The organism is Streptomyces odontotermitis (genome assembly GCF_050510915.1).
Lineage (GTDB): Bacteria > Actinomycetota > Actinomycetes > Streptomycetales > Streptomycetaceae > Streptomyces.
Genome location: NZ_JBNJLS010000005.1, coordinates 398,900 through 425,431, shown reverse-complemented (window position 1 = coordinate 425,431; position 26,532 = coordinate 398,900). Strand labels below are relative to the sequence as shown.

The following is a 26,532-nucleotide window of genomic DNA, read 5'->3' as shown; positions in this document are numbered from 1 at the left end:
CGTCGTACGTCGTTGACCAGGAGTTTTGCGCTTATTGCTCGCGCGTCAACATCTTGTTAACGCCGATGAACGGGCCCTAACGTCTCGCTGACCGCCACCCCCGGGCGGCAGTTCAAGGGCGAACGATAGGAACCCCCTCATGCTGACGATCCTCGGATTCGTCATGATCGCCACCTTCCTGGTGCTGATCATGATGAAGAAGGTGTCGCCGATCGCGGCGCTCGTGCTCATCCCGGCTCTCTTCTGCGTCCTGGTGGGCAAGGGAGCCAAGCTCGGCGACTACGTCATCGCGGGCATCGGCGATCTCGCGCCGACCGCCGCGATGCTGATGTTCGCGATCGTCTACTTCGGCGTGATGATCGACGTCGGCCTCTTCGACCCGATCGTGCGCGGCATCCTGCGCTTCGCGAAGGCCGACCCGGTCCGCATCGTCGTCGGCACCGCGGTCCTCGCCGCGATCGTCTCCCTCGACGGCGACGGCTCCACCACCTTCATGATCACGGTCTCGGCGATGTACCCCCTGTACAAGCGCCTCAAGATGAGCCTCATCGTGATGACCGGTGTGGCCGCCACCGCCAACGGCGTCATGAACACCCTTCCCTGGGGCGGCCCCACGGCCCGCGCCGCCACCGCGCTCAAGCTCGACGCCAGCGACATCTTCGTGCCGATGATCCCGGCGCTCGCCGTCGGCCTGGTCGGCGTCTTCGCCCTCGCGTACGTCCTCGGCCGCCGCGAGCGCAAGCGCCTCGGCTACCTCTCCATCGACGAGGTCCTTGAGTCTCCCGCCGCCGAGACCGCGACCTCCGACGAGAAGGTCCTCGTCGGCGCGGGCGGCGACGACCGTACGCGGACGGCGGACGGCCGCACGAACAAGGCCACGGGAAGCGCCGGTCCGGGCGCCGACGCGGACGCCGAGGACGACGACGAGGGCTTCCAGGGCCTCGACCCGGACCGCGCCACCCTGCGCCCCAGGCTCTACTGGTTCAACGCGCTCCTCACGGTCTCCCTGCTCACCGCGATGATCATGGAGTGGCTGCCCATCCCGGTCCTCTTCATCCTCGGCGCGGCCCTGGCCCTCACGGTCAACTTCCCGCAGATGAAGGAGCAGAAGGAGCGCATCGCCGCGCACGCCGACAACGTCCTGAACGTCTCCGGCATGGTCTTCGCCGCCGCCGTCTTCACCGGCGTCCTCCAGGGCACCGGCATGGTCGACCACATGGCCAAGTGGCTCGTCGACGTCGTGCCGAACTCGATGGGCCCGCACATGGCGATCGTCACCGGCGTCCTGTCCATCCCGCTCACGTACTTCATGTCGAACGACGGCTTCTACTTCGGCGTCCTGCCGGTCCTCGCCGAGGCGGGCCAGGCGCACGGCGTCTCCTCCCTGGAGATCGCCCGAGCCTCCCTCATCGGCCAGCCGCTGCACATGTCCAGCCCGCTGGTGCCCGCCGTCTACGTCCTCGTCGGCATGGCGAAGGTCGAGTTCGGCGACCACACCAAGTTCACCGTGAAGTGGGCCGCGCTCACCTCGCTCGTGATCCTCTGCGCGGGCCTGCTCTTCGGGATCATCTGACCCCCATGGCAACTCCCGCTCCAGCAGGGCCCGGTGGCAGGGGCTGGCTGCTCCGCCTCGTCATCGCCTTCAGCTTCGCGCAGGGGGCGGTGTCGATGGCGCGGCCCGCCGTCTCCTACCGGGCCCTCGCCCTGGGCGCCGACGAGCGGGCGGTCGGCGTCATCGCGGGCGTCTACGCGCTGCTGCCCCTGTTCGCCGCCGTCCCCCTCGGCCGCAGGACGGACCACGGCAGGTGCGCGCCGCTGCTCCCCGCGGGTGTCGTGCTGATCTCCGGCGGCTGCGCCCTCAGCGGCACCGCGGACTCCCTCGCCGCGATGGCCGCGTGGAGCGGGGTGATGGGCCTCGGCCACCTCTGCTTCGTGATCGGCGCCCAGTCGATCGTGGCCCGCCAGTCCGCCCCCGCCGAACAGGACCGCAACTTCGGCCACTTCACCATCGGCGCCTCGCTCGGCCAGCTCGTCGGACCGATCGCCGCGGGCGCCCTCATCGGCGGACCCGGTGGCGGCGGCATGGCGCGCACCAGCGCCCTCGCCCTGCTCGTGTCGGCGGCCGTCGCCGCGGTCTCCTTCACCTCGCTGTGGCGCATCGAGCGCCGTACGGAGGGCGGGGCGCGCCGTCCCGAGGGCGGCAAGGTCCCGGTCCACCGCATCCTGCGCGCCCGGGGGGTGCCCGCGGGCATCTTCATCAGCCTCGCGGTGCTCTCGGCCACCGACATCCTCACCGCGTACCTGCCGGTGGTCGGCGAGCACCGGGGCATCGCGCCGTCGGTGATCGGGCTGCTCCTGAGCCTGCGCGCGGGGGCGACCATCGCGTGCCGCCTCGTGATGACGCCGCTGATCAACCTGCTGGGCCGGGGCGCCCTGATCGTCGTGACGTGCGCGCTCGCCGCGTTCCTCTGCGCCGGGATCGCGCTGCCCGTGCCGGTGTGGGCGCTGGGGCTGATGCTGGTCCTGCTCGGCTTCTGCCTGGGCGTCGGCCAGCCCCTGTCGATGACGACGGTGGTCCAGGCGGCCCCGCCCGAGGCCCGCTCCACCGCCCTCGCCCTGCGCCTGACCGGCAACCGCCTCGGCCAGGTCGCGGCCCCCGCGTCGGCGGGTCTGATCGCGGGGGTCGCGGGGGTGGCGGCGCCGTTCGTGATGCTGGGCGGGCTGCTGCTCGCGGCGGCGGGTCTTGGCGTGCGCGGGCGCAGCCGGGCGGAGGCTTCCGGAGGCGCGGAGACTCCCGGAGGCGGCGACCACCCCCGGGAGCCCGCCGGATCGACCGGCCGTCAGCGCAACGACGCCGACAGAGGCGTCACTTGACGATGTTGAGCAGCTTGTTCGGTGAGCCGGTGCCCGGGCTCTTCACGACGCCCGCGCTGGCGCCGTTCTTCAGGGCCGTGGCGACCTGCGCGGGCGTGGCCGACTTGTGGCCCGCCAGGTAGACCGCGGCGGCGCCCGCCACGTGCGGAGTGGCCATCGACGTACCGGAGATGGTGTTGGTGGCCGTGTCGCTGGTGTTCCAGCCCGCCGTGATGTTGGCGCCGGGTGCGAAGACGTCCAGGACCGAACCGTAGTTGGACCAGCTGGTCCTGGCGTCGGTGTTGTCGGTGGCGCCGACCGTGAGGGCGGGACCGACCCGGGCGGGGGAGAAGCTCTTGGCGTCGGTGCCCTCGTTGCCCGCGGCCACCGCGTAGGTGACGCCGTCGGCGATGGAGTTCTTCACCGCGTTGTCGAGCGCGGTGGAGGCGGAGCCGCCGAGCGACAGGTTGGCCACGGCCGGGGCGCCCGCCGCGTGGTTCTTGGTCACCCAGTCGATGCCCGCGACGACCCCGGCGGTGGTGCCGGAGCCGTTGTCGTCCAGCACGCGGACGGCCACGACCTTCGCCTTCTTGGCGACGCCGTAGGTCTTGCCCGCGATGGTCGTGGCGACGTGCGTGCCGTGGCCGTTGCCGTCCTGGGCGGTGGTGTCGCCGTCCACCGAGTCGTAGCCGTTGACGGCGTGGCCGCTGATCTCCTTGTGGGTGATGCGCACGCCCGTGTCGATGACGTACGCGGTCACGCCCGAGCCCGCGCTGTCCGGGTAGGTGTAGGTCTTGTTCAGCGGCAGCTTCGGCTGGTCGATGCGGTCCAGGCCCCAGGGGGCGTTGGACTGCGTCGCGTCGACGTGCACGCGCCGGTTCTGCTCGACGGAGGCGACGGCCGGATCGGCGGCGAGTCTCTGTGCCTCCTGTGAACTCAGCTGCGCCGCATAGCCGTTGAGGGCCGCCGTGAAGGTCCTGGTGACCTTCCCGCCGTGCCCGGCTATCAGATCCTTGCCCTGGCTCGAGGCGGCCTTGACGCCTTCCGACTTCTTCAGCGTGACGATGTAGCTGCCCGGTACGGCGTCGGCGGACCCGGCGCCGGCCACGGTGCCCGTCGCCGGGGCGGCCTGGGCGGGCAGGGCGGACAGGGCGCCGACGAGAGCGGCGGTGGAGACCGCCGCGGCGATCAGGGTCTTCTTGCTGCGGAGCACGGCCATGGAGAGGGATCCTCCTCAGAGATGGGGGGGGGAGCGGTGAGTGTCGCTCCCGTCGCGATCAGCAGCGTGGCCGGGCCGCGGGGCAGAGATCAAGAGAGTCGATGTATTGACATGTGTACGACATGAAGCAGCAACTCTCCCGGCACGAAAGGCAGTTGGCCGAAGCGTGCCGGTGGCCTCGCCCGTGAGGGATGGCGGGGGCGCGCAGGGGAAGGTCATCGGCGGAGAAGGGCCCTGGTGTCAGAAAACTATCGGCGCTAGTTTGGGCGGCGGACGACTATCGAGAGGACAGCGATGAAGGCTCACGACGGGATGTACATCGGCGGCGCCTGGCGGCCCGCGGCGGGCACGGACACGATCGCGGTCGTGAACCCCGTCGACGAGCAGGTCATCGGCCACGTGCCGGCGGGCACGGCCGCCGATGTCGACGAGGCCGTGCGCGCCGCCCGCGAGGCGCTGCCCGGCTGGGCCGCGACCCCGCCCGCCGCGCGTGCCGCGATCCTCACCGCCCTGCGCGACCAGCTCGTCGCCCGCAAGGACGAGATCGCCGAGACCGTCACCGCCGAGCTCGGCGCGCCGCTGCCGTTCTCGCAGATGGTGCACGCGGGCGTGCCGATCCTGGTCGCCGGTTCGTACGCGGAGCTCGCCGCCTCGTACGCCTTCGAGGAGAAGGTCGGCAACTCCACGGTGTACGCGGAGCCGGTGGGCGTCGTCGGCGCCATCACGCCCTGGAACTACCCGCTGCACCAGATCGTCGCCAAGGTCGCGCCCGCCCTCGCCGCGGGCTGCACCATCGTCCTCAAGCCCGCCGAGGACACCCCGCTGACCGCCCAGCTCTTCGCCGAGGTCGCGCACGAGGCGGGGGTGCCCGCCGGGGTCTTCAACCTCGTCACCGGGCTCGGGCCGGTGGCCGGGCAGGCCGTGGCCGAGCACCCGGGCGTCGACCTGGTCTCCTTCACCGGCTCGACGGCGGTCGGGCGGCAGATCGGCGCGGTCGCGGGCGCGGCCGTCAAGCGCGTCGCCCTGGAGCTCGGCGGCAAGTCCGCGAACGTGATCCTGCCCGGCGCCGACCTGGCCAAGGCCGTGAACGTCGGCGTGGCCAACGTGATGTCCAACTCCGGCCAGACGTGCAGTGCCTGGACCCGCATGCTGGTCCACGCCGACCAGTACGACGAGGCGGTGGAGCTCGCCGCGGCGGCCGCCGCCAAGTACGGCGACCGCATCGGCCCCGTCGTCAACGCCAAGCAGCACGCGCGCGTGCGCGGCTACATCGACCAGGGCGCCGCCGAGGGCGCCCGCGTCGTCGCGGGCGGCTCCACGCCCCCGCAGGAGCGGGGCTACTACGTGAGCCCGACCGTCTTCGCCGACGTCCGGCCCGAGATGACCATCGCGCAGGAGGAGATCTTCGGCCCGGTCGTCTCGCTCATCAAGTACGAGGACGAGGCCGACGCCCTGCGCATCGCCAACGGCACGGTGTACGGGCTCGCGGGCGCGGTCTGGGCGGCAGACGAGGCGGAGGCGGTGGCGTTCGCCCGCCGCATGGACACCGGCCAGGTCGACATCAACGGCGGCGGCTTCAACCCCGTGGCCCCGTTCGGGGGTTACAAGCAGTCGGGCGTCGGCCGCGAGCTGGGCGCGCACGGCCTGGCCGAGTACCTCCAGACGAAGTCCCTCCAGTTCTGAAGTCCCTCCCGTCCTGGAGTCCCTCCCGTCCTGAAGACCCCTGTCCCGACACGCTTCCCGACACGTCACAAGGAGTACGAAAACGTGGTCCGCGCCGCAGTCCTGCCCGCCGTCGGCTCTCCCCTGGAGATCACCGAGATCGACCTGCCCGAGCCGGGCCCGGGCCAGGTGCGGGTCCGCCTCGCCGCCGCCGGGGTCTGCCACTCCGACCTGTCCCTGACCAACGGCACCATGCGCGTCCCGGTCCCCGCCGTCCTCGGCCACGAGGGCGCGGGCACGGTCGTCTCGGTCGGCGAGGGCGTCACGTCGGTGGCCCCCGGCGACCCGGTCGTCCTCAACTGGGCCCCTTCGTGCGGCAGTTGCCCGGCCTGCGCGCGCGGCGAGGTATGGCTCTGCGGCAACGCCCTCACCGGCGCGGCGAACGTCTACGCCCGCCGCGCCACGGACGGCACGGACCTCCACCCGGGCCTGAACGTCGCCGCGTTCGCCGAGGAGACGGTCGTCGCCGCCAACTGCGTCCTGCCGCTCCCCGAGGGCGTCCCGCTCACCGACGCGGCCCTCCTCGGCTGCGCGGTCCTCACCGGCTACGGCGCCGTGCACCACGCGGCGCGCGTACGCACGGGAGAGACGGTCGCGGTGTACGGGGCCGGCGGCGTCGGCCTCGCCACGCTCCAGGCGGCCCGGATCGCGGGCGCCGAGCGGATCGTGGCGGTCGACGTCTCCCCGGCGAAGGAGGACCTGGCCCGCTCGGCGGGCGCCACGGACTACGTGGTGGCCTCCGACACGACGGCCAAGGAGATCCGCAAGCTGACGGGCGGCGAGGGCGTGGACGTCGCCGTCGAGTGCGTGGGCCGCGCGGTCACCATCCGCACGGCGTGGGAGTCGACCCGCCGCGGCGGCCGCACGACGGTGGTCGGCATCGGCGGCAAGGACCAGCAGGTCACGTTCAACGCCCTGGAGATCTTCCACTGGGGCCGCACCCTGTCGGGCTGCGTCTACGGCAACTCCGACCCGTCGGCGGACCTGCCGGTGCTCGCGGAGCACGTGCGGGCGGGGCGGCTGGACCTGGGCGCGCTGGTGACGGACCGGATCGGGCTTGAGGACATCCCGGGGGCGTTCGCGAACATGGAGGCAGGCAAGGGAGGGCGTGCGCTGGTGGTGTTCTAGGCCCCTCCGCGTACCCGTGCGGACGGGCTGTTCTCGGCCCGTCCGCACGGGTGGCTCGTGCCCGTCCTCACGGGGGGGCTCGTTTTCACGGGTACGACAGCCGCTTGAACGACCCCGCCCCCGCGAGGAAGGTCAGCGTGGTCAGAACGAACGGCCACGTGAACGTGTGCCCGCCCGAGGGAGAGAAGAGGGCCCCCACGGCAGGGGTGACCGCCGCAGCGGTCACGGCACCCACCACGGCGTACGCGAGGCTCGCCCCCCGCACCGGCAGGAACACCCCGCACAACGCCACCGCGACGAGCACCGAGTTGTATCCCATCGACCCGTCGGCGACCTGCTCCGCGGGCGCACCGAGAGCCCACGCGGAGCAGATCCCGACGGCGCTCCCCAGGCACGCCACGGCCCCCGCCCGCCTGCTCGCCACGAAGAGCCCGGCGAGCAGGATCGCGCCGACGTACCACTGCGGCATGAAGAAGATCTGGGCGAAGCCCGCGAAGAACCCCCGGGCCAGGTCGGGGAGTCGGAGGTGCGTGGGCCCCGTCGCCGGTCCGCTGAGCGCGGCGGACCCGGCGCCCCCGTGCCAGACCCGCTCGAACCCCGGCGCCCCGACCGTGAGGACGCTCGCGAGCAGACAGTAGGGGAGGGTCAGCGAGGGCAGCCCCCAGGCCCCGAGGAGACGGCCCACGGCGGCCGTCACGACCGTGACGACGGCGCAGCCCACCACCGCGAGCAGCACCGTCGACGGATGTCCGGCGCCGAGGAACACCGCGCAGCACAGCGCGGTGAGGCAGGCGTTGAACCCTTCGAGGCCCGCGCCCACCCGGTCGTCCGGCGCCCCCAGCAGCCGGGCCGTCGCGGTGCCGACGGCCGCCCCGCCGAGCGCGTAGAGCCCGTACCGCCACCCGGCGGCGAAGAGCGCGGCGCAGAACACCGCGCCCGCCGCGACGCTCGGCTGGAAGACGACCTGCGCCTGTCCGCGCAGGACCTGGGCGCCAAAGGCCGTCCCACTGGCGCCGGTTGAGCACCGCACGGCCCACCCCCGTGTTGCATCCATGTTTCCCCGCAAGGTGGATGCATCGTACATCTACGTGAGCACGCGCACCTGCTCGAACTGCACCGCGAGGCCGTCGAGCAGCGCGGTGAGCCCCGTCTCGAAGGCCCGCTCGTCGATCAACTCCTGGCGCTCGGCGAGCAGATGGGCCTGGCCCAGGTGGGGGTAGTCGGCGGGGTCGTAGGCCGTCTCGTCGTCCACGAAGCCCCCGGCGAAGGAGCCGAGCGCGGAGCCCATGATGAAGTACCGCATCAGCGCGCCGATGGAGGTGGCCTGCGCGGCGGGCCAGCCCGCGTCGACCATCGCCCCGAACATCGCGTCCGCGAGCCGGAGTCCGGCCGGGCGGCGCCCCGGGCCCTGTGCGAGGACCGGGACGATGTGGGGGTGCCGGGTGAGGGCGTCGCGGTAGGAGACCGCCCAGTCGTGCAGCGCGGTGCGCCAGTCGCGCCCGTCGCCCGGTTCGAACATCGACAGGTCGACCTGGGCGCTCACCGAGTCCGCCACCGCCTCCAGGATCTGGTCCTTGGTGCGGAAGTGGTTGTAGAGGGACGGCCCGCTCACGCCGAGTTCGGCGGCGAGGCGGCGCGTGGAGACGGCCGCGAGTCCCTCCGTGTCCACGAGGGCGCGCGCCGCGTCCACGATCCGGTCTCGGCTGAGGAGGGGCTTGCGCGGTCGGGCCATGCGGCACATAGTAGGGCTGCCGCCTGAAACTAGCAGTGCTAATTTAACTCTCGGCGGACGGCGTCCCGCGCTGCCGACGAGCCACGATCCGTGAAGGGGTGCCCACGATGAACCTGGAGCTCAGCGAGGAGCAGACCGCCGTCCGCAGGCTCGCCAAGGACTTCGTGGACCGCGAGATCGCCCCGCACGTCATCGCGTGGGACCGCGCCGAGAGCGTCGACCGGTCGATCGTGAAGAAGCTCGGCGAGGTCGGCTTCCTCGGCCTCACCGTCGACGAGGAGTACGGCGGCTCGGGCGGCGACCACCTCGCGTACTGCCTGGTCACGGAGGAGCTAGGCCGGGGCGACTCCTCGGTGCGCGGCATCGTCTCCGTCTCGCTCGGCCTGGTCGCCAAGACCATCGCCTCCTGGGGCAGCGAGGAGCAGAAGCGCCGCTGGCTGCCCGGGCTCACCGCCGGGGAGCTGGTCGGCTGCTTCGGGCTCACCGAACCTGGCACCGGCTCCGACGCGGGAAACCTCGCGACGAGGGCCGTGCGCGACGGCGGGGCCGACGGGGACTGGGTCATCAACGGCACCAAGATGTTCATCACGAACGGCACCTGGGCCGACGTCGTGCTGCTCTTCGCGCGCTCCACCGACGCCCCCGGCCACAAGGGCGTCTCCGCCTTCCTCGTGCCGACCGACACCCCGGGCCTGACCCGGCACACCGTCCACGGCAAGCTCGGCCTGCGCGGCCAGGCCACCGCCGAGCTGGTCCTGGAGGACGTGCGGGTGCCCGCGAGCGCGATGCTGGCGCCCGAGGGCAAGGGCTTCTCCGTGGCCATGTCCGCGCTCGCCAAGGGCCGGATGTCGGTGGCGGCGGGCTGCGTCGGCATCGCGCAGGCCGCGCTCGACGCCGCGGTGACGTACGCGACCCAGCGCGAGCAGTTCGGCAAGAGCATCGCCCACCACCAGCTCGTCCAGGAGCTGCTCAGCGACATCTCCGTGGACCTGGACGCGGCCCGCCTGCTCACCTGGCGCGTGGCCGACCTCATCGACCGCGGGCTGCCCTTCCAGGCCGAGTCCTCGAAGGCCAAGCTCTTCGCCTCGGAGGCCGCGGTGCGCGCCGCCAACAACGCCCTTCAGGTCTTCGGCGGCTACGGCTACATCGACGAGTACCCGGTCGGCAAGCTGCTGCGCGACGCCCGCGTGATGACCTTGTACGAGGGCACGAGCCAGATCCAGAAGCTCGTCATCGGCCGCGCCCTGACGGGGGTCTCCGCCTTCTGACGGGGGTCTCCGCCTTCTGGCCGGGCGCTCCGACCGCCCGTCCGCGCAGGGGAGTTGAGTACGGACTGAGTATGCGAGCGGATGGAGCGGGGCGCCCCCGCGGGCCATGCTCTTCGCCGTGACCACCACGACTGAGACGCCCGTCAAGCAGCAGACCACCACCGCGTACTACGGCCAGGCCATCGCTTCGTTCGCCATCGCGCTCGCCGCGGTGGCGATCGGCATCTACCAGCTGGACGTCAGCGCGTGGATCCGCGCCTTCCTCGCCATCGCCGTCCTCTACCTGACGACCTCCGCGTTCACGCTCGCCAAGGTGGTCCGCGACCGGCAGGAGGCCGACCAGATCGTCAGCAGGGTCGACCAGGCCCGCCTGGAGAAGATCCTCGCCGACCACGACCCCTTCAAGACCTCCTGACCCGTTCCCTCCGCCGTCCCCTAAGCGCTTGCTCAGCTTCCGTGTATGGTGTCTGTCCGATGGCGGCAGAAGGAGCAGGGCACATGGAAGCAGCGCCGGAGGAGACCCACGGCGACGACCAGCCGTGGGCCGAGGTCACCCCGGACGCGGCCCGGCGGCTGCTGGTCGCCGCCGTCGAGGCGTTCGCCGAGCGCGGCTATCACGCGACGACGACCCGCGACATCGCGGGCCGCGCGGGGATGAGCCCGGCCGCCCTCTACATCCACTACAAGACGAAGGAAGAGCTGCTCCACCGCATCAGCAGGATCGGCCACGACAAGGCCCTCGACATCCTGCGGACCGCGGTGGACGCGCCGGGCAGCGCCGCCGAGCGCCTCGCGGCCGCCGTGCGCTCCTTCGTCGGCTGGCACGCCGCCCACCACACCACCGCGCGCGTGGTCCAGTACGAGCTCGACGCCCTCGGCGAGGAGCACCGCACGGAGATCGTGGCGCTGCGCCGCCAGTCGGACGCCGCGGTGCGCGACATCATCAACGACGGCGTGCGGGCGGGGGAGTTCGACGTCCCGAACGTCCCCGGCACCACCCTCGCGGTGCTCTCCCTCTGCATCGACGTGGCCCGCTGGTTCAACACCGCGGGCCGCCGGACGCCCGACGAGGTCGGCGCGCTCTACGCCGACCTCGTGCTGCGCATGGTGGGCGCGCAGAAGTAGTCGGGAAGCGGTTCAGAAGTAGTAGCGCGACACCGACTCGGCCACGCACGCGGGCTTGTCGCCGCCCTCGCGCTCGACGGTCACGGTCGCCGTCACCTGCACGCCGCCGTCCTTCGTCGCCGTCACCTCCGTGAGCACGGCGCTCGCGCGAAGGCGCGAGCCGACCGGTACGGGGGAGGGGAAACGGACCTTGTTCGTGCCGTAGTTGATGCCCATCTTCATGCCCTCGACCCGCATCACCTGCGGCACCAGGGAGGGGAGCAGGGACAGCGTCAGATAGCCGTGCGCGATGGTCGTGCCGAAGGGTCCGGCGGCCGCCTTCTCCGCGTCGACGTGGATCCACTGGTGGTCGCCCGTGGCGTCCGCGAACAGGTCGATCCGCTTCTGGTCGACCTCCAGCCAGTCGCTGTGCCCGAGCTGCTCGCCGACTCCGGCGCGCAGCTCCTCGGGCGACGCGAAGATCCTCGGCTCTGCCATGTTCCCGGCCTCCTCAACGTATGCGGCGTACGCGTACTAAGCGCTTGCTCAGCATGCGGGGTGGGCCGATCCATGTCAACGGAGCAGCCATTAGGGTTCGAGGGGTGCCCCAGATCCCAGAGAAGGTCCACGAGCTCACCGTCGGCCAGCTGTCGGCGCGCAGCGGCGCCGCCGTCTCCGCCCTGCACTTCTACGAGTCCAAGGGCCTGATCAGCAGCCGCCGCACCTCGGGCAACCAGCGCCGCTTCCACCGCGACACCCTGCGCCGGGTCGCCTTCGTGCGGGCCGCCCAGCGCGTGGGCATCCCGCTCGCCACGATCCGCGAGGCGCTCGACGAGCTCCCCGAGGAGCGCACCCCCACCCGCGAGGACTGGGCGCGCCTCTCGGAGCTGTGGCGCACGGAACTCGACGAGCGGATCAAGCAGTTGGGCCGCCTGCGCGACCACCTGACCGACTGCATCGGCTGCGGCTGCCTCTCTCTGGAGACCTGCGTGCTGTCGAACCCGGACGACGTGTTCGGCGAGCAGCTGACGGGTTCGCGCCTGCTCGGCGAGCGCCGGACGGCCACGTAGCCGCCGTCCGGCGCCTGTCGGGCGCCCGCCCGGCACCCGGCCGCGCTCGGTCGCGTGGGCCGCGTGAGGCCGTCTCACTCGTACTCGGTCCCGCCCCTCCGCGTCAGATAGGCGGGACTGACGGCCTTCGCGATGGCCCGCCCGCCGGTCACGGAGCTGTACCGCTCCACGCCCGGCCGGATCACGACCCCTTCCCGCACATGCAGGGCGTCCCCGGAGACGGTCTCCCGCCCGGAGGCGACCTCCAGCACGTGCCCGGCGTCGTACGGGCCCTCGTACAGCCGTGGTACGAGGGGCAGTTCACCCTCGAGCAGCGACTGCGCGTCGAGCCAGCGCACCGTGCCGTCGATCTCCGCGCTGACGTCGAACACGGCGTAGCCGAGGGTGTCCCTGCGCCCGTCGGCCCCGTAGGTGAGGTCCTGCACGCCCGCCCCGTACACCTCGCCGAAGACGCCGACCCGGCGGGCGCCGAGGCGGTCGGCGAGCCGGGCCGCCGCGGCGGCGACGCCGTGCCCGGTGACCGCGCGCCAGTACAGATTGCGCGCGTCCTCCTTCAGGGCGAGCCGCTTGGCGCCGAACCCCTTCGAGGAGACCTGCACCCGCCCGTCGTCCGCGAAGTAGGTGAGCAGACAGGCGGACCCGTGCAGCTTCTCGGTGAGCACGACGGGCTCACCGTCCTCGAAGATCTTCGGGTGCCGCTGGATGTTCTCGATGTCCACCCAGGGCAGCAGGTCGGGGGCGGCCTCGACGTCCCCGTCCATCATGGGCGGCACGGGCGGCACCCACTTGGTGACGCCGAGCAGTCCGGCGAAGTCGGTGCCCGCGGCGGCCGCGGCGGCCAGGTCCACGCCGGCGAGCGCGCGCGGCCGGCAGACGATGCCCTGCGACAGCTCACCGCGCAGCCGCACCGCCTTCACCCGGTTCCGGTTGCCGCCCGCGAGCCGCCCGGTGAGCCCCAGCTCCTCGATCAACTCGGCGGGCAGGACGGCCTGTTCGGGAATGTAGACGGCGCTCTCGCCGGTGCGGTAGGCGCCCTTCGCGACGACGGCCCGGTAGAGGCCGACCTGGGCCAGTTCGAGGGCGTCGGCGCCCGGGTGCTCGTGGACGGTCAGCACTTCGGCGGTGACGCGCAGCGTCGACATGGTTTCGGCTCCTGGTTCACGTGGCGTGTTTCATCACGCCCACTGTCCCCGCCGGGAATCGAGGTGGCCACCGAAAATGTGTCTGGTAGCGTCGCGCTCTTCGGCCGCCTCCGCCGCCGGAGTCACGTCAGGATCCACCGTGCTCGGTGCCTCCCTCGCCCGCATCCGCTCCGTCTTCGCCGGTCTCACCGCGGCCGCGCACGAGCGCGGCTGCACCCACTGCTACGGCGAGCAGGACATCGCCCTGCTCCGGGTCCCCGAAGTGGCCCTGCCCGAGGATCTGTTGGTCCAGTTCTTCCACGAGGTGCCCGACCACTTCGACGACCACGCGGCCGTGCTCCGCAGGCTGCTCCCGCAGTTCGCCGAGTTCCTCGCGGCCGGACGGTTCGAAGGGCTCGGCTACGGAGCCAACGGGCTGGGGCAGGTGGGGTGGCCGGACTGGCCGCCGCACCAGGCCGACGCGATACGGGAGTTCATCGACGCCTGGTGGGCGGCGTTCCTGGAGGACGACGCGTCCCCGTACGACATCGCCGACGTGTTCGCGGTCTGTGCCGACATGGGCGGCACCCTCACGCCCCTGCTGGAGCGCTGGGCGCGGCAGCCGGTCGGCGGGCGGGCCGACAGGCTGCTCCTGCGGGCGACCGGCGCGTGGATGGAGGACCTGCTCAGTGACGTGCCGGGCTTGACCCTTCCCTGGTGGTACTGGCCGGACCCGGACGCCCCGGAGTTCGCCTACCGGCCCGAGCCCGTCGCCGAGCTGCAGGCATGGCTGAGCGCGCACGGGCCGGACCGGTTGCGCGCCGTGGGCGCGGACGAGGGGCTGTGCACCCGGGTGCGGCTGCTCGGGCTGCCCTACGAGGAGCGGTGGGCCGATTCGTACTGGGAGAGTCCCGAGGCCACCAACTGAGCGTTGGATGGGGCGGGTTGCCCGTCCGGCAGGAGCAGGGTGTCCTCCAGACCGATCCGGGTGAGCAGGTCGAGGCGGGCGGCGAGGTCGAGCACCGGCCAGGCGCTGCCGTCCTGGCCGTGCAGCAGGACGGGCCGGCCCTCGGTCGGGCCGATCGCGGTGAGCAGCGCGCGGGCGGAGACCGTCGCCGTCTCGGGGTCGGGGTCCATCACCTCCGCGAGGACCCGCAACACCCGCCCGCGCAACGGCGATCGCGCGAAGAGCTCCGCCCCGTCCGTCCCGGACCACAGCCCCGCCTCCACCCCGACGCCCCGCTCGAGGAGCGCCCGTGCCACGGACTCCGCGCCCGGCTCGTGCCAGTTGACCGACGCGTGGTCGGGCAGGACGGTCCAGGAACGCACCCGTGCCACCCGCTCCTCGGGGTCCGCCTCGGCCCACGCGCCCGTCGTGACCCCGACCGGCACCGTGGTCACCGCCCGTACCGCTGCGAGCGTCTCCGCAACCGCACGCGGCGCCAACGTGTCTTGACCACAAGGGGACTTGGGGTGAACGTGCACATCACACGCGCCCGCCTCGACCGCCTCGGCCACGGACCGTCCGAGGTCACCGGGCGACAGGGGCACCGCCGCACCGTCCTCCGCACCGCGAGGGCCGTTCGCACAGAGCTGGATCCATCGCACCATGCGTACAGGAGAACACAGGGAACCCAACACCCGTCAGGGACTCAGGGGGACGCCGATGTCACTCGCCATCTGCTCACTGAAGTGGGAAGCCGCACGCACCGGACCGCAGAAGATCACCTACGACAGCGACGGGTACCACCTGGTCCGCTTCCCGTACGCCGCGGCCGAGGAGTCGTACGACCCGTGGAACATGCACGACCCGGCGCGCGGCGGCACGTCGCCGTCGAAGTTCCCGGACGCCCGCTCCGGTCTGATCTGGCCCAGCCACGACGGGTGGGGCACCCTGACGGCGCTGGTCTTCTGGGAGGCGGACAGCAGGCCCGCCGAGTACCGGTCGCGGTTCGTGCGTGATCCGCTGTCGCACTCCACCGGCTACGACTCGACGGCCACCACCGACATCGCGCCCACCCGGGGCGGTCAGTACCGCTCGTACGTGTGGCAGATGTTCGTGCATCCGCAGACGCCGGTCGGGCTCAAGATCTCGGCGCGCGGCGCGGGCGATGTGAGGATCGCCGCGCCGCTCATGCTGGCCGAGTTCAAACTGGCCATCCACACCGACGTCGCCACCCCATGACGTTCACGCGGAGACCAGCGGGCGCATCGGGCGCGCCCGCGCCCGGCTGACGGCCGCCGGGGTGAGCACCGGGTCCGGCACCACGATGCCGCAGTGCGTGCACACCGGGCCCTCGCTCGGCTCGTGCGCGAGCCCGTGCTTCCACACCAGGGAGCTGCTCGCGCAGACGGGGCAGGCCGCGCCCGGCTCCCGTTCCAGCGCCGTGATCAGTCGGCGCAGCACTTCGGCGAGGGGCTCGGCCGGGTGGACACCGGGGTCGTCGCACCAGGCGACCCCGAAACCTCCCCAGGTACAGCGGTGCCAGTCGTCGAAACTGCCCGGCCGCCGCAGGCCGTCGTGCTTCTCCTTGCGGCGCCGCTCCGCGAAGCTCTCCTCGTACGAGAGCCAGACCGCGCGCGCCGCCTCCAACTCGTCGAGCGCGGCCACCAGCCGCGTCGGATCGGGCGACCGGTCCTCGGGGTCGAACCCCGCGCGGGAGCTCAGATGGTCCCAGGTCGCCCGGTGGCCGTAGGGAGCGAACCGCTCGAGGCACTTGCGCAGCGAGTACCGCCGCAGCGCCAGGTCGCTCTGTGCGTCGCGCACCTGTCTCGCGAGACTCCGGAATCCGGCCATCGCCCTGCACCTCCGTCAACGAACTCAGACGTTGCCGAGTAGACGTATCGACACGCCAATCGGCTCCCGATCCGGCGTCGGATTTCGTGAGAGTTCCATGAGAAGTCCGAGACGGTGCCCGTCACCTGCGACGTTGTGGTGATTCGGAAAAGGCGACGCATGTTCATCTTTCGGCCTCGTCAACTCGCAAGTAACCTCCGCCGCATCGTCCTTCCACAGGATCCGCAGGAGCAGTCACAGGAGCAGTCATGCGACGACGCATCGTCAAGCTCAGAACCCTCACCGCGGCCGCGGCACTCACCCTCGGGGCCTCCCTTCTGACGCCTCAGCCCGGGGCGGGAGCGGCGGAACCGGAGCCGCCGGCGAACTCCGACTACTGCGCCGGACAGTGCGCCGACATCCTGCCGCCGGGCGCCAACGGCAGTGCGACGCTCGCCGAGATCCTCGCCCACAAGCTCCTCGGCACCCAGCCCGGCCACGCCGACGACCAGGTCGGCCCCTACGACGCGCTCTCCTCCGGCTATCCCTCCCTCACCGACGCCAAACTCACCGAGTTCTTCAACGACTCGTCCTTCGGCGTCCCCGAGGGCCAGGCCGCCTCCGTCACCAGGCCCCGCGACGACGTGACGATCACCCGCGACAAGAAGTACGGGATTCCGCACATCAAGGGCACGACGCGCTACGGCACCGAGTTCGGCGCGGGCTTCGCCGCCGGGCAGGACCGGATGTGGCTCATCGACCTGTTCCGGCACATCGGGCGCGGCGAGCTCACCTCGTTCGCGGGCGGCGCCCTCGCCAACCAGGGCCTGGAGCAGGAGTTCTGGCCGCAGGCCCCGTACACCGAGGAGGACCTGCAACGGCAGGTCGAGTACATCAAGTCGACCTCCGGCGAGCGCGGCAAGCAGGCCATGGAGGACGCCCAGGCATACGTCGACGGGCTCAACGCCTATCGCGTGAAGTCGAAGAACGGCCGCTACTTCCCCGGCGAGTACGTCCTCACCGGCAAGATCGACGCCGTCACCAACGCCGGCGAGATCCAGCCCTTCAAGGTCACCGACATGATCGCCCTGGCCTCCGTCGTCGGCGGCCTCTTCGGCAACGGCGGCGGGGGAGAGGTCGACAACGCGCTCTCGCTGCTCTCCGCCCAGCAGAAGTACGGCGTCGAGAAGGGCACCGAGGTCTGGGAGTCCTTCCGCGAGCGCAACGACCCCGAAGCCGTGCAGACCGTCCACGACGGCTCCAGCTTCCCGTACGCGGGCAGGCCCGAGAAGGCGCGCGGCACGGCCCTGCCCGACCCCGGCTCCGTCGAACGCGAACAGCTCGTCTACGACCGGGAGGGCGGCGCGAAGACGCCCGCCGCGAAGGACCCCGTGAAGGCGCCGGGGAAGCTCAAGCCGCTGCAGGGCATGTACGACAAGGGCGTGCTGCCCGGCGACCTGTTCCGCCAGGACGGCGCCAAGAAGGGCATGTCCAACGCCCTGCTCGTCTCCGGCAAGCACACGGCGAGCGGCCACCCCGTCGCCGTCTTCGGCCCGCAGACCGGCTACTTCGCGCCCCAGCTGCTGATGCAGCAGGAGCTCCAGGGGCCCGGGATCAGCGCGCGCGGCGTCTCCTTCGCGGGCGTCGGCATGTACGTCCAGCTCGGCCGCGGCCAGGACTACGCCTGGTCGGCCACCTCCGCCGGGCAGGACATCACCGACACCTACGCCCTGGAGCTGTGCGAACCGGGCGGCGGCACGCCCACGAAGCAGTCGACGAGCTATCTGTACCGCGGCACTTGCACCCCGATGGAGAAGCTGGAACGCAAGAACGCGTGGCAGCCGACGCTCGCCGACTCCACCGCCGCGGGCTCGTACCGGATGCAGGTCTTCCGCACCAAGTACGGCATCGTGACGCACCGCGCGACCGTCGGCGGCAAGCCCGTCGCCTATGTCTCGCTCCGCTCCACCTACCGCCACGAGGCCGACTCGATCATCGGCTTCCAGATGTTCAACGACCCCTCGTACGTGCAGGACGCCGCGTCGTTCCAGAAGGCCGCCCAGCACATCAGCTACGCCTTCAACTGGTTCTACGCCGACTCCCGTGACATCGCCTACTACAACAGCGGCGCCAACCCGCAGCGGGCCGCCGACGTCGACCCGACCTTCCCGGTCCAGGGCCAACAGGCGTACGAGTGGAAGGACTTCGACCCGAAGGACAACACCTCGGCGCAGACCCCGCCCGCCGAACACCCGCAGTCGATCGGCCAGGACTACTACATCTCCTGGAACAACAAGCAGGCGAACGACTACAGCACCTCCGGCTTCGGCCTCGGCTCCGTGCACCGCGGCGACCTCCTCGACGGCCGCGTCAAGAAGCTCACCCAGGAGGGCGGCGTCACCCGCGCCTCGCTGACCCGGGCCATGGCGGAGGCCGCGATCACCGACCTGCGCGGCGAACAAGTCCTGCCCGAGCTCCTGAAGGTGCTGCGCAGCAAGCCCGTCGACGACCCGCAACTCGCGCAGGCCGTCCGGCAGTTGGAGGCATGGCAGAAGGCGGGCGCCCCGCGCAACCAGACGGCCGCCGGCTCCAGGACCTACGCCCACGCCGACGCCGTGCGCATCATGGACGCCTGGTGGCCGCTGCTGATCGAGGCCGAGTTCAAGCCGGGCCTCGGCAAGGAGCTGTACGACGCGTTCGGCTCCCGGCTGCCCGTCGACGAGTCTCCCTCCGCCGCCCACGGGCCCACCGGCGCGCACGCCGGATCGGCCTTCCAGAACGGCTGGTGGAGCTACGCCGACAAGGACCTGCGGACCGTCCTCGGCGAGCCCGTCAAGGGCAAGCTCGCCGACGTCTACTGCGGCGGCGGCAAACTCGACGCCTGCCGCGACGGGCTTGCCGCCACGCTCGGCCGGGCCGCCGCCAAGCCCGCCACCGAGGTCTACCCCGGCGACGACAGCTGCAAGGCCGGTGACCAGTGGTGCGCGGACACGGTGATCCACCGCGCCCTCGGCGGCATCACGCACCGCGCGATCCAGTGGCAGAACCGGCCGACGTACCAGCAGGTGGTGGAGTTCCCGCAGCACCGCTGAGCAGGTCGATCGCCCCTGGACGAAGGTGAGTCACGCGAGAGGTATCCGCCCCCCGGCGAACACGACGCGCGCCAGCTCCGCATGGCAGACGTCGCTGTGCGCGCCGGCGGGCGGGCCTCCGCGCCGTACCGCCGACGAGACGTCCACGCTCACGCACCCCTCGCCCGGCACCGGATCGCCCAGCGTGATCCGGCGCGCCCCGTCGACCGCGCGGACCCCGTCGTAGCCGATGGCGCCCCAGCGCTCCCACAGGCCGAGGAAGCTGCTGGAGTCGCCGGCGAGCTTCGAGGCGAGGGGATAGAACTTGCCGAGGGCGTCGTCGTGGCGCGAGTGGCAGGAGACCAGCGGCCCGTCGATGCGGCCCTGCATGCCGTGCAGCGCGCCGTGCCGGGAGGGGGCGTGCGGCAGCCGTGCCGTGAACGCGTAGTGGGAGAAGGCCCCTTCGAGCAGCGTCACCGACTTCACGCAGCGGCAGTCGGCGGGCATCCCGCGCAGCGCGTACGACACCAGGCGGCCGCCGAAGCTGTGCCCGATCAGATGGACCCGCAGGGCCGTCGACTCGCGTGCGAGCAGTCCGATCGCCGGGCCGAGCCCCAACTCGCCGACGGCGCCCGCCCGTCGCTTCATCCCGTAGTAGCTCGCCTGCCGCAGCAGCTCCCGCGCCCCGTGCCACAGCCGCTTGCGGACCCCGCCGAGGAAGTTCGGCACGCCGGCGTCGATGAGTGAGGCGGTGAGCATCTCGCAGACCTCGACGACGTCGTCGGTGAGCATCGCGGGGTCGCCCGGGTCGGTGTCGTCCGCGAAGTGCGCGGCGGTGCTCGCCTCGTGCACGGCGATCAGGTCGCGCACCAGACGCCCGTACTCGTCGAAGCGGGACCGCACCTCGGAGCGCTCCGCCAACAGCTCGCCGATGCGCCGCAGTTCGGCCGAGCGGCCAGGGAAGGTGCGGTCGAGCAGGGCGCGCGTCGGCTCGTCGAGGACGGGGCCGCGGTCGTCGCGGGGCGGGGCGGCGGGGGCGGCGGTGGCCGAGTCGGGGAAGTCCGGGATCGGCTCGTCGGGGAAGCGGACCGCGGGCCACAGCACGCCCACGTACCCGAGGCGGACACCGCTGCCCGCAAGTCCCTGACAGGGCTCGAAGAAGCGCCGGTACAACGAGCGGGCGAGCTTCTGGTCGTTGTTCCAGCCGTGCGCGAGGACCAGCAGATCGGTCACGCGCTCATGGGAGACGCCGCTCAGGAGCCGGTCGCGCTGCGCGGTGTCGGCGTCCCCGTCGGCGTCGAAGGTCAGTTCCCAGTAGGGGTCCACGACCGCATGGTGCTACGCGCCGGGGCCGGTGCCCACCCCCCTGGGGCACCGACCCCGCCGTTCAGCGGAGCTTCTGCTGCTTCGCGTACCGGTTCACCGGCGGCAGCCAGCTCAGCACGATGGCGGCGAGCGCCGCGAACATGGCCACGCGGCTGCACCACATCACCGAATCGGGCTCGTAGTCGTCCAGAATGAGCAAATGCGGGATCAGCGCCACCACCGCGAAAATGGTGATGAGGACGCGCGACCAGGTCGCCGCCGCTTTCCGGGCGAGCAGCCCGAATATCAGCAGGCAAACAGCGGTGAATATGGCGAAACCGGCGCGGGCCGAGAGCGTGCCGGCGCGGTCGCTGACCAGTTCGTCCCACATCGGCCCGGTGAGGGCTTTGAGGTCCGCGGCGGACGTCCCCGAGGGCAGCCCGACGACGTCCGGGTGGTCCTGGATGACGTCCTTGATGTTGTCCTCGGCCATGCCGTTGCCGCCGGCGAAGACCATGACGGCGCCGATCGTGGCGGACACCGCCGAGAGCACCGAGGTCGCGACGAGGGCGGTGAGGGTGCCGGGCCGCCGGGCCGCGCGGCCCCTGGGGCGGGCGTCGGCGGGCGCGGGAGGAGCGGCCTGGTAGTGGCTCACGAGCGTGACTCTCCTTGCAGAGAAGTTGGGGTGATCGGGATTGGCTCGACCATTCCACGGGTACCTCGAACGCATCCAGCATTTTCTGGAAGAAATCCCCAGATAATTTGGGGTGTTCCCGGGATCACTTTCTCTCCGCCTTCCGCAAGTCTGCCGCCCGCGCGACGGCGGCTATGCTGCATTGCCGTAAAAGACAAAGGAGTCGGAGAGCGAGTCGCCCCGCATGGCCTTAACAGGTCCGCAGCAGTACCCCACGGAGCTGCTGGACACCACGATGGATCAGCTGCGCACCCTGCTGGCGGTGCACGAGACGGGCACCGCCCTGGCCGCCGCCCGGCTGCTCGGCCGTGAGCAGTCCAGCGTGCAGAAGCAACTGGACACGATGAACCGCACGTTCGGCGCGCTCTGCGGCGAGGCCCTCGTCCTCAAGCGGGGGCGCGGCAAGGACGTCCTGTTCACCCCCACCGGCGAGGCCCTCGTCGAGCTGGCCAGGCGCACCCTGGAGAACTGGAACGACGGCATCCACGACGCCCGCCGCAGACTGGGCCGCACCCTCTCGGTCGGCTCCACCCGCTACACCCTCGGCTTCCTGCTCGACGCGGTGGAGCGCGTCAGCGACGCCTACGAACGCCGGGGCGTCGACCTGAAGGTCACCCACGTCCGCACCGGCGACCTCTTCGCCCGCCTGCGCGCCAAGGAACTCGACCTGGTCTGCGGCTCGATCGTCGTGGTGGAGGGCGAGGAGGAGGCGGAGCTCGCGCCGTTCGACGTCATCGAGTGGCGCCGCAGCGGGCTCGCCCTCCTCACGAACCTCCCCGAGGAGGAGCTGCCGGGGCCCGCGGTCGGCGCGAGCGAGCTGAAGGGCATGCCCCTGGTGGTGTCGGCGGGCGGCCTCATCGGCAACTTCCTGACGTCCTGGTACGGCCCCGACTTCCGCCAGGACCTCACCATCGCCGCCGAGATAGAGGCCGCCCACTACGGCTTCGAGCTGCTGCGCTCGGGGGTGGTGAGCGGGGCGATGCTGGTGACCCAGGGCATCGGGGAGGCCGCCGAGAGCGGCAGCCTCCCGGAGGCGGGGGGCCTTCGGCGGCTCGACATCGTCGGGGACGTCGGGCCGCGCACGGAGGTCCTCGTCGGGGTGTTCGCCCGCCGCGGGGACCGCGACTCCTGCGACCCCGGACACCCCCTGAACCTGCTGTGGGACGCGCTGAAGAAGGAGAACGAGCGCTGGTGGCTGCGGAGTTGAGGCACCACTCCGAGGCGCCACTCTGAGGCACCGCCCCGCTACGTCAGCTCCCGCTCCCGCGTCTCCGGCAGCGCGAGCACGCACAGCAGCGCGACGACCGCCATCCCGCTCACGTACCAGCCCACCGACGACGAGCCGAACGCCGACTGCAGCCGGGTCGCCACCAGCGGCGCCACCGCGCCGCCGAGCACCCCGCCCAGGTTGTAGGCGAGCGAGGCGCCCGAGTAGCGCACCCGCGCGGCGAACAACTCCGGCAGATACGCGCCCATCGGCCCGTACACCACACCCATGCAGAACAGTGCCCCGCCCACCGCGAGGGCCATCAGGACGGGCTGTTCCGTGTCGAGCAGCGGGAAGAGGACAAGGCCCCACACCACCGCGAGCGCCGCGCCCGCGACGATGAGACGGCGCCGCCCCACGCCGTCCGAACGGGTCGCCGCCAGCCAGGTCCCCGCCGCGAGGAAGAGGCAGGCCACGAGGGAGACGCCGAGCATGGTGTCCCGGGAGACGCCGAGCGGCCCCGTCGCGTACGCCAGGCAGTACGTGGTGGCGGTGTAGAACAGGCCGTACGCGACGATCATCCCGCCCGCGCCGAGCAGGAGTTCACGCGGGAAGCGGCGGACGACGTCGAGCGTCGGGACCTTGCTGGCCTCCTGCGCGTCCCTCACCTTCGTGAAGACCGGCGTCTCACTGATCTTCAGCCGCACGAAGAGCCCGACCGCGACAAGGACGAACGAGAGCAGGAAGGGAACGCGCCAGCCCCACGACCTGAACGCCTCGTCGGACAGGCTCTCCGACAGCAGCCAGAACACCCCGGTCGCCGCGAAGAACCCGACGGAAGGCCCGAGTTGGGGGAAGGCCGCGTACAGGCCGCGCTTCCTGCTCGGCGCGTGCTCCACCGCGAGCAGCGCCGCCCCGCCCCACTCGCCGCCGAGCCCGATGCCCTGCACGAAGCGGAGCAGGATCAGCAGCAGCGGCGCCCAGATGCCCCATGTCCCGTAGCCCGGGAGGAGGCCGACGAACGCCGTGGACAGGCCCATCATCAGCAGCGACGCCACCAGGACCGACTTGCGGCCCACCCGGTCCCCGAAGTGCCCGAAGACCACCGAGCCGAGGGGCCGGGCCGCGAACGCCACCGCGTACGTCGAGAAGGACGCAAGCGTGGCGTTGGCCGAGCCGAGCGTCGGGAAGAAGGCGTCGTTGAGGACGAGCGCGGCCGCGGTTCCGTAGATGTAGAAGTCGTAGAACTCGATGGCCGTCCCGATGAACGAGGCCACCGCGACGCGGCGCAGGCTCTCCGGGCTCTCCGGGCTCGCCGACTCCCCGGCCCCTGCGGCCGCTTCGGTCTCTTCGGCTGTCTTCGCTGGTGTCGCATCCGTTCGCACGTGCGGAACTCTCACGGTGGATGTACATGCCAGTCAATACTTGATACGGCCAGTCTCGGTCATTGAGACTGGCGGTGGGCCGCAGTGACCCGGTGCAGATGGATCAGGACGTCGTGCGAGGGTGCGAGCCCGATCTTGTACGGGCCGTCCGGCCAGCCCGAGCCGATGCTGCGCGTCGTACGGGCCTTGCCGAGCCAGGCGCGGGCGGAGTTGGGGAGGGTGCGGGTGTCCACGAAGTAGTCGTCGTGGCGGACCTTGTCGAGCGTGTACTCGTTCATGCCGCGCGTGGCCGCCCCGACCGTGAAGCGCCGCCACGTCTCGCTGCCGGTGGGCTGCGCCATGAACGAGCCCCGGTCGAAGGTGAACCCCATGCTGACGTACCGCGTGCCGAGCGCGTCCCGCAGGAAGGCGCCCTGCATCCTCGGGTAGCGCGGATCGTAACTCTCGTACGCCACATGGGCGTTGTGCGCCGACAGCAGCACCTTGGTCCCGCTGTGCCGCTGCCACCACGCGGTGTTCCGGGCCATCGCGCGGTCCCGGTAGAGCATGGCGTCCCGCCGGCCCGCGTCGGTGTCGAGGGGGAAGGCGTACATGTCGCCGGTCTGGAGGACGGACCGGGCGTGCTGGAGCACGAAGTCGAACTGCCGCTCCTGCGCGGGCGATTGCCGGCCCTTCGGCCTGCGCTCCTTCAGGAGGTCGTACGCCGCCTGCGCCCGCCCGGCGAGCTTCTTGCGCTCGGCGAGCGGCAGGCCCATGTAGGTGTCGCCGTCCGTGAGCCGCCGCAGCGGCGCGTACAGGCTGCTGATCCGCGGGAGCAGGTCCGGCTCGTGGGCACGCACATAGTCGGTGATCCCGTCGAACAACTCCACGCCCTGCTCGGGGTAGTTGAGGTCGTCGCCCACGAACCGCACCTGCCGGCCGGGGTGCCGGTCGTTGTACGCGCGCATCCAGGTGAGCAGCTCCACGTACTCCTCGGTGTCCCAGGGCGTCTTCGCCAGCTCGTGGTGGACCAGCGCGCGCACGTCCCCCTTGCCGCCCCGCACGTACGCGTCGAAGCGCAGCCCCGTCGTCCAGCTCACCTCCTGCGCGAAGGTGGTGAAGCCCTTCTCCTCCACCAGGTAGCGGAACACCCGGTCCTTCATCGTGAAGAACTCGTGCGAGCCGTGGGTGGCCTCCCCGAGGCCCACCACCGAGGCGTCGCCCACCATCCGGCCGAGCGGCCGCAGGTCCCGGTCAAAGCCGCCGGGTCCGGTGGCGCGCAGGGGGTGGGCCGCGCGCTCGACGGCGGGCACCGGGTCCGTGCCGCGCGGCGCGGCCTGGGCCCGGGCCGGGTGCGGGGCGACGAGCACGCCCGCGCCCGCCGCCGCGACCAGAAGCAGCGGGAGGCCCCGCCGAGCCGTCCGTACCATGTCTGACTCTCCTCAACTCGCCGATGGAATCCGCGAGATGAGCTTCTCGGTCCGGACGGCCCCCGCGCCAACCAGCAGGCTCCCCGATCCCCGGTAGGGCCTGCCCCCTTGCGGACCTACCGGTCAGGTGTAGCTCAGATACCGCCGCCGCACCGCGCGGAACGCTGCGAGCTCGTCCGCCCACGCGCCCACCACCGCGTCGGTGTCCGCGCCCGCGTCGATCATCGTGCGCAACCGCGCCGAGCCCGTGAGCCTGTCGATCCAGTGGTCCGGCCGCCAGGCGAAGCCGCTCCAGACCCGCTTGGCCGTGACGAGCAGGGCGACGCCGGTGCGCACCGGGTCGTACGCGGCCCGGTCGTGCACATGGAGCTGCACGCCGCCGATGGTCTTCCCCTGGAACTTGGAGAACGTCGGCGCGAAGTACGCCTCCCTGAAGTGCACGCCGGGCAGGGCGAGGCGCTCCAGGGCGGCCGCCCACTTCCGGTCGATGCCCTCCGCTCCCAGGAGCTCGAAGGGCCGGGTCGTGCCGCGTCCCTCCGAGAGGTTGGTGCCCTCGAAGAGGCAGGTGCCGGAGTAGGCGAGCGCGGTGTCCGGGGCCGGCATGTTCGGGCTCGGCGGCACCCAGGGCAGCCCCGAGGCGTCGTGGAAGTCTGTCCGCCGCCACCCGGACATGCGCACCGTCTCCAGCTCCACCGGCCGCTTCAGGAACTCGCCGTTGAAGAGCCGGGCCAGCTCCGTGACCGTCATCCCGTGCGCCTGCGCGATGGGTTTGCGCCCCACGAACGACGCGAACTCCTCGTGCAGGACGGGGCCTTGGGCCGCGCGCCCGGTCACCGGGTTGGGCCGGTCGAGCACCACGAAGCGCTTGCCCGCGAGCGCGGCGGCCTCCATGCAGTCGTACAGCGTCCAGATGTACGTGTAGAAGCGGGCGCCGACGTCCTGGATGTCGAAGACGACGGTGTCGGCCCCGGACGCCGTGAAGATCTCCGCGAGCTCCTTGCCGCTCTTCTGGTACGTGTCGTAGACGGGAAGGCCGGTCGCCGGGTCGTCGTACTTCCCCTCGGAGCCGCCCGCCTGCGCGGTGCCCCGGAAGCCGTGCTCGGGCCCGAACACCGCGACCAGGCGCACCCGTTCGTCGGCGTGCAGCACGTCGACGATGTGGCGCAGGTCCCGGGTGACGCCCGTCGGGTTGGTGACGACGCCGACGCGGGCGCCGTGCAGCGGTGCGTAGCCGTCGGCGGCGAGCCGCTCGAATCCGGTGCGCAGGGGACGCTTGCCCCCGGGAGCGGGGGCCAGCGCCGAGGCCGTGGTGGCGGCGAGCAGGCCGCGTCGGGACAGGATCATGGGGTGACCTCCGGGAACGCGGTAGGTGGCCGGGTCACGCACGGTAGTACGCGACCCTCTTTCGTACCGGCATACCGACTGGTTAGTCTGCCGTCGAGTCACCGAGCCGCAGGCCGAAGGAGAC

24 protein-coding genes are annotated in these 26,532 nt (G+C 71.8%); 12 read left to right on the top strand and 12 right to left on the bottom strand.

Features of this window, described 5'->3' with window-relative positions:
- The first annotated feature begins 139 nt into the window (after positions 1-139).
- Both ACQB60_RS17930 and ACQB60_RS17925 read left to right on the top strand, forming a co-directional pair.
- A complete protein-coding gene (locus tag ACQB60_RS17930; protein WP_496926980.1) occupies positions 140-1,573 on the top strand; it encodes a CitMHS family transporter in 1,434 nt (477 codons plus the stop codon).
- Positions 1,574-1,578: 5 nt separating this feature from the next.
- On the top strand, positions 1,579-2,874 hold the full coding sequence (locus tag ACQB60_RS17925) for an MFS transporter (RefSeq protein WP_496926979.1): 1,296 nt from the start codon (positions 1,579-1,581) through the stop codon (positions 2,872-2,874).
- On the opposite strand, the gene ACQB60_RS17920 is transcribed toward ACQB60_RS17925, so the two are convergent.
- Positions 2,867-4,072 (bottom strand): S8 family peptidase, encoded by a 1,206-nt coding sequence (locus tag ACQB60_RS17920; protein ID WP_496926978.1) that lies wholly within the window; start codon positions 4,070-4,072, stop codon positions 2,867-2,869. The genes ACQB60_RS17925 and ACQB60_RS17920 overlap by 8 nt on opposite strands.
- 294 nt (positions 4,073-4,366) lie before the next feature.
- On the opposite strand from ACQB60_RS17920, the gene ACQB60_RS17915 reads away from it, so the two are divergent.
- The gene (locus tag ACQB60_RS17915) at positions 4,367-5,755 is read left to right on the top strand and encodes an aldehyde dehydrogenase family protein (RefSeq protein WP_496926977.1); all 1,389 of its coding nucleotides are present in this window, start codon (positions 4,367-4,369) and stop codon (positions 5,753-5,755) included.
- Between the two features lie 84 nt (positions 5,756-5,839).
- The gene (locus ACQB60_RS17910; RefSeq protein ID WP_496926976.1) at positions 5,840-6,922 is read left to right on the top strand and encodes a Zn-dependent alcohol dehydrogenase; all 1,083 of its coding nucleotides are present in this window, start codon (positions 5,840-5,842) and stop codon (positions 6,920-6,922) included.
- Positions 6,923-7,007: 85 nt separating this feature from the next.
- On the opposite strand, the gene ACQB60_RS17905 is transcribed toward ACQB60_RS17910, so the two are convergent.
- Together ACQB60_RS17905 and ACQB60_RS17900 are read right to left on the bottom strand one after the other, a co-directional pair.
- Positions 7,008-7,952 (bottom strand): urea transporter, encoded by a 945-nt coding sequence (locus ACQB60_RS17905; RefSeq protein WP_496926975.1) that lies wholly within the window; start codon positions 7,950-7,952, stop codon positions 7,008-7,010.
- Positions 7,953-8,006: 54 nt separating this feature from the next.
- The gene (locus ACQB60_RS17900; protein ID WP_384845520.1) at positions 8,007-8,654 is read right to left on the bottom strand and encodes a TetR/AcrR family transcriptional regulator; all 648 of its coding nucleotides are present in this window, start codon (positions 8,652-8,654) and stop codon (positions 8,007-8,009) included.
- Positions 8,655-8,761: 107 nt separating this feature from the next.
- Between ACQB60_RS17900 and ACQB60_RS17895 the strand changes: the two genes are divergently transcribed.
- The 3 genes from ACQB60_RS17895 (at position 8,762) to ACQB60_RS17885 (ending at position 11,047) form a co-directional block, all read left to right on the top strand.
- Complete coding sequence (locus ACQB60_RS17895; protein WP_496926974.1) at positions 8,762-9,922, top strand: acyl-CoA dehydrogenase family protein; 1,161 nt, start codon at positions 8,762-8,764, stop codon at positions 9,920-9,922.
- A 118-nt stretch (positions 9,923-10,040) separates the two neighbouring features.
- A complete protein-coding gene (locus ACQB60_RS17890) occupies positions 10,041-10,337 on the top strand; it encodes a YiaA/YiaB family inner membrane protein (protein ID WP_496926973.1) in 297 nt (98 codons plus the stop codon).
- Between the two features lie 83 nt (positions 10,338-10,420).
- Positions 10,421-11,047 (top strand): TetR/AcrR family transcriptional regulator, encoded by a 627-nt coding sequence (locus ACQB60_RS17885; protein ID WP_496926972.1) that lies wholly within the window; start codon positions 10,421-10,423, stop codon positions 11,045-11,047.
- Between the two features lie 12 nt (positions 11,048-11,059).
- Here ACQB60_RS17885 and ACQB60_RS17880 read toward each other — a convergent pair whose 3' ends face one another.
- A complete protein-coding gene (locus ACQB60_RS17880) occupies positions 11,060-11,524 on the bottom strand; it encodes a MaoC family dehydratase (RefSeq protein ID WP_496926971.1) in 465 nt (154 codons plus the stop codon).
- A 104-nt stretch (positions 11,525-11,628) separates the two neighbouring features.
- Between ACQB60_RS17880 and soxR the strand changes: the two genes are divergently transcribed.
- Complete coding sequence (gene soxR, locus ACQB60_RS17875; RefSeq protein ID WP_496926970.1) at positions 11,629-12,096, top strand: redox-sensitive transcriptional activator SoxR; 468 nt, start codon at positions 11,629-11,631, stop codon at positions 12,094-12,096.
- Positions 12,097-12,170: 74 nt separating this feature from the next.
- On the opposite strand, the gene ACQB60_RS17870 is transcribed toward soxR, so the two are convergent.
- Positions 12,171-13,238 carry an RNA ligase (ATP) gene (locus tag ACQB60_RS17870; RefSeq protein WP_496926969.1) on the bottom strand — a complete coding sequence of 356 codons (1,068 nt, stop codon included), beginning with the start codon at positions 13,236-13,238 and terminating at the stop codon, positions 12,171-12,173.
- 139 nt (positions 13,239-13,377) lie between these two features.
- Here ACQB60_RS17870 and ACQB60_RS17865 point away from each other — a divergent pair, with 139 nt between their 5' ends.
- The gene (locus ACQB60_RS17865) at positions 13,378-14,145 is read left to right on the top strand and encodes a hypothetical protein (RefSeq protein WP_496926968.1); all 768 of its coding nucleotides are present in this window, start codon (positions 13,378-13,380) and stop codon (positions 14,143-14,145) included.
- Here the strand turns inward: ACQB60_RS17865 and ACQB60_RS17860 are convergent.
- A complete protein-coding gene (locus tag ACQB60_RS17860) occupies positions 14,091-14,828 on the bottom strand; it encodes a 3-keto-5-aminohexanoate cleavage protein (protein WP_496926967.1) in 738 nt (245 codons plus the stop codon). The genes ACQB60_RS17865 and ACQB60_RS17860 overlap by 55 nt on opposite strands.
- A 55-nt stretch (positions 14,829-14,883) precedes the next feature.
- On the opposite strand from ACQB60_RS17860, the gene ACQB60_RS17855 reads away from it, so the two are divergent.
- Complete coding sequence (locus ACQB60_RS17855; protein WP_496926966.1) at positions 14,884-15,402, top strand: hypothetical protein; 519 nt, start codon at positions 14,884-14,886, stop codon at positions 15,400-15,402.
- Between the two features lie 3 nt (positions 15,403-15,405).
- On the opposite strand, the gene ACQB60_RS17850 is transcribed toward ACQB60_RS17855, so the two are convergent.
- Positions 15,406-16,014: a hypothetical protein gene (locus ACQB60_RS17850; RefSeq protein ID WP_496926965.1), complete on the bottom strand. Its 609-nt coding sequence runs from the start codon at positions 16,012-16,014 to the stop codon at positions 15,406-15,408.
- A gap of 248 nt (positions 16,015-16,262) precedes the next feature.
- Between ACQB60_RS17850 and ACQB60_RS17845 the strand changes: the two genes are divergently transcribed.
- Complete coding sequence (locus ACQB60_RS17845) at positions 16,263-19,085, top strand: penicillin acylase family protein (RefSeq protein ID WP_496926964.1); 2,823 nt, start codon at positions 16,263-16,265, stop codon at positions 19,083-19,085.
- Between the two features lie 30 nt (positions 19,086-19,115).
- On the opposite strand, the gene ACQB60_RS17840 is transcribed toward ACQB60_RS17845, so the two are convergent.
- Positions 19,116-20,390, bottom strand: coding sequence for a serine-threonine protein kinase (locus tag ACQB60_RS17840; protein WP_496926963.1), 1,275 nt, complete (start codon positions 20,388-20,390; stop codon positions 19,116-19,118).
- Positions 20,391-20,451: 61 nt separating this feature from the next.
- Positions 20,452-21,024, bottom strand: coding sequence for a hypothetical protein (locus tag ACQB60_RS17835; protein ID WP_496926962.1), 573 nt, complete (start codon positions 21,022-21,024; stop codon positions 20,452-20,454).
- 223 nt (positions 21,025-21,247) lie between these two features.
- Here ACQB60_RS17835 and ACQB60_RS17830 point away from each other — a divergent pair, with 223 nt between their 5' ends.
- The gene (locus ACQB60_RS17830) at positions 21,248-22,270 is read left to right on the top strand and encodes a LysR family transcriptional regulator (RefSeq protein WP_496926961.1); all 1,023 of its coding nucleotides are present in this window, start codon (positions 21,248-21,250) and stop codon (positions 22,268-22,270) included.
- Between the two features lie 38 nt (positions 22,271-22,308).
- On the opposite strand, the gene ACQB60_RS17825 is transcribed toward ACQB60_RS17830, so the two are convergent.
- The 3 genes from ACQB60_RS17825 to ACQB60_RS17815 all read right to left on the bottom strand — a co-directional run bounded on the left by ACQB60_RS17825 (position 22,309) and on the right by ACQB60_RS17815 (position 26,408).
- Positions 22,309-23,655, bottom strand: coding sequence for an MFS transporter (locus ACQB60_RS17825; RefSeq protein WP_496926960.1), 1,347 nt, complete (start codon positions 23,653-23,655; stop codon positions 22,309-22,311).
- A gap of 59 nt (positions 23,656-23,714) precedes the next feature.
- On the bottom strand, positions 23,715-25,064 hold the full coding sequence (locus ACQB60_RS17820) for an erythromycin esterase family protein (RefSeq protein WP_496926959.1): 1,350 nt from the start codon (positions 25,062-25,064) through the stop codon (positions 23,715-23,717).
- A 123-nt stretch (positions 25,065-25,187) separates the two neighbouring features.
- Positions 25,188-26,408, bottom strand: coding sequence for an exo-beta-N-acetylmuramidase NamZ family protein (locus ACQB60_RS17815; RefSeq protein WP_496926958.1), 1,221 nt, complete (start codon positions 26,406-26,408; stop codon positions 25,188-25,190).
- Between the last annotated feature and the right edge of the window lie 124 nt (positions 26,409-26,532).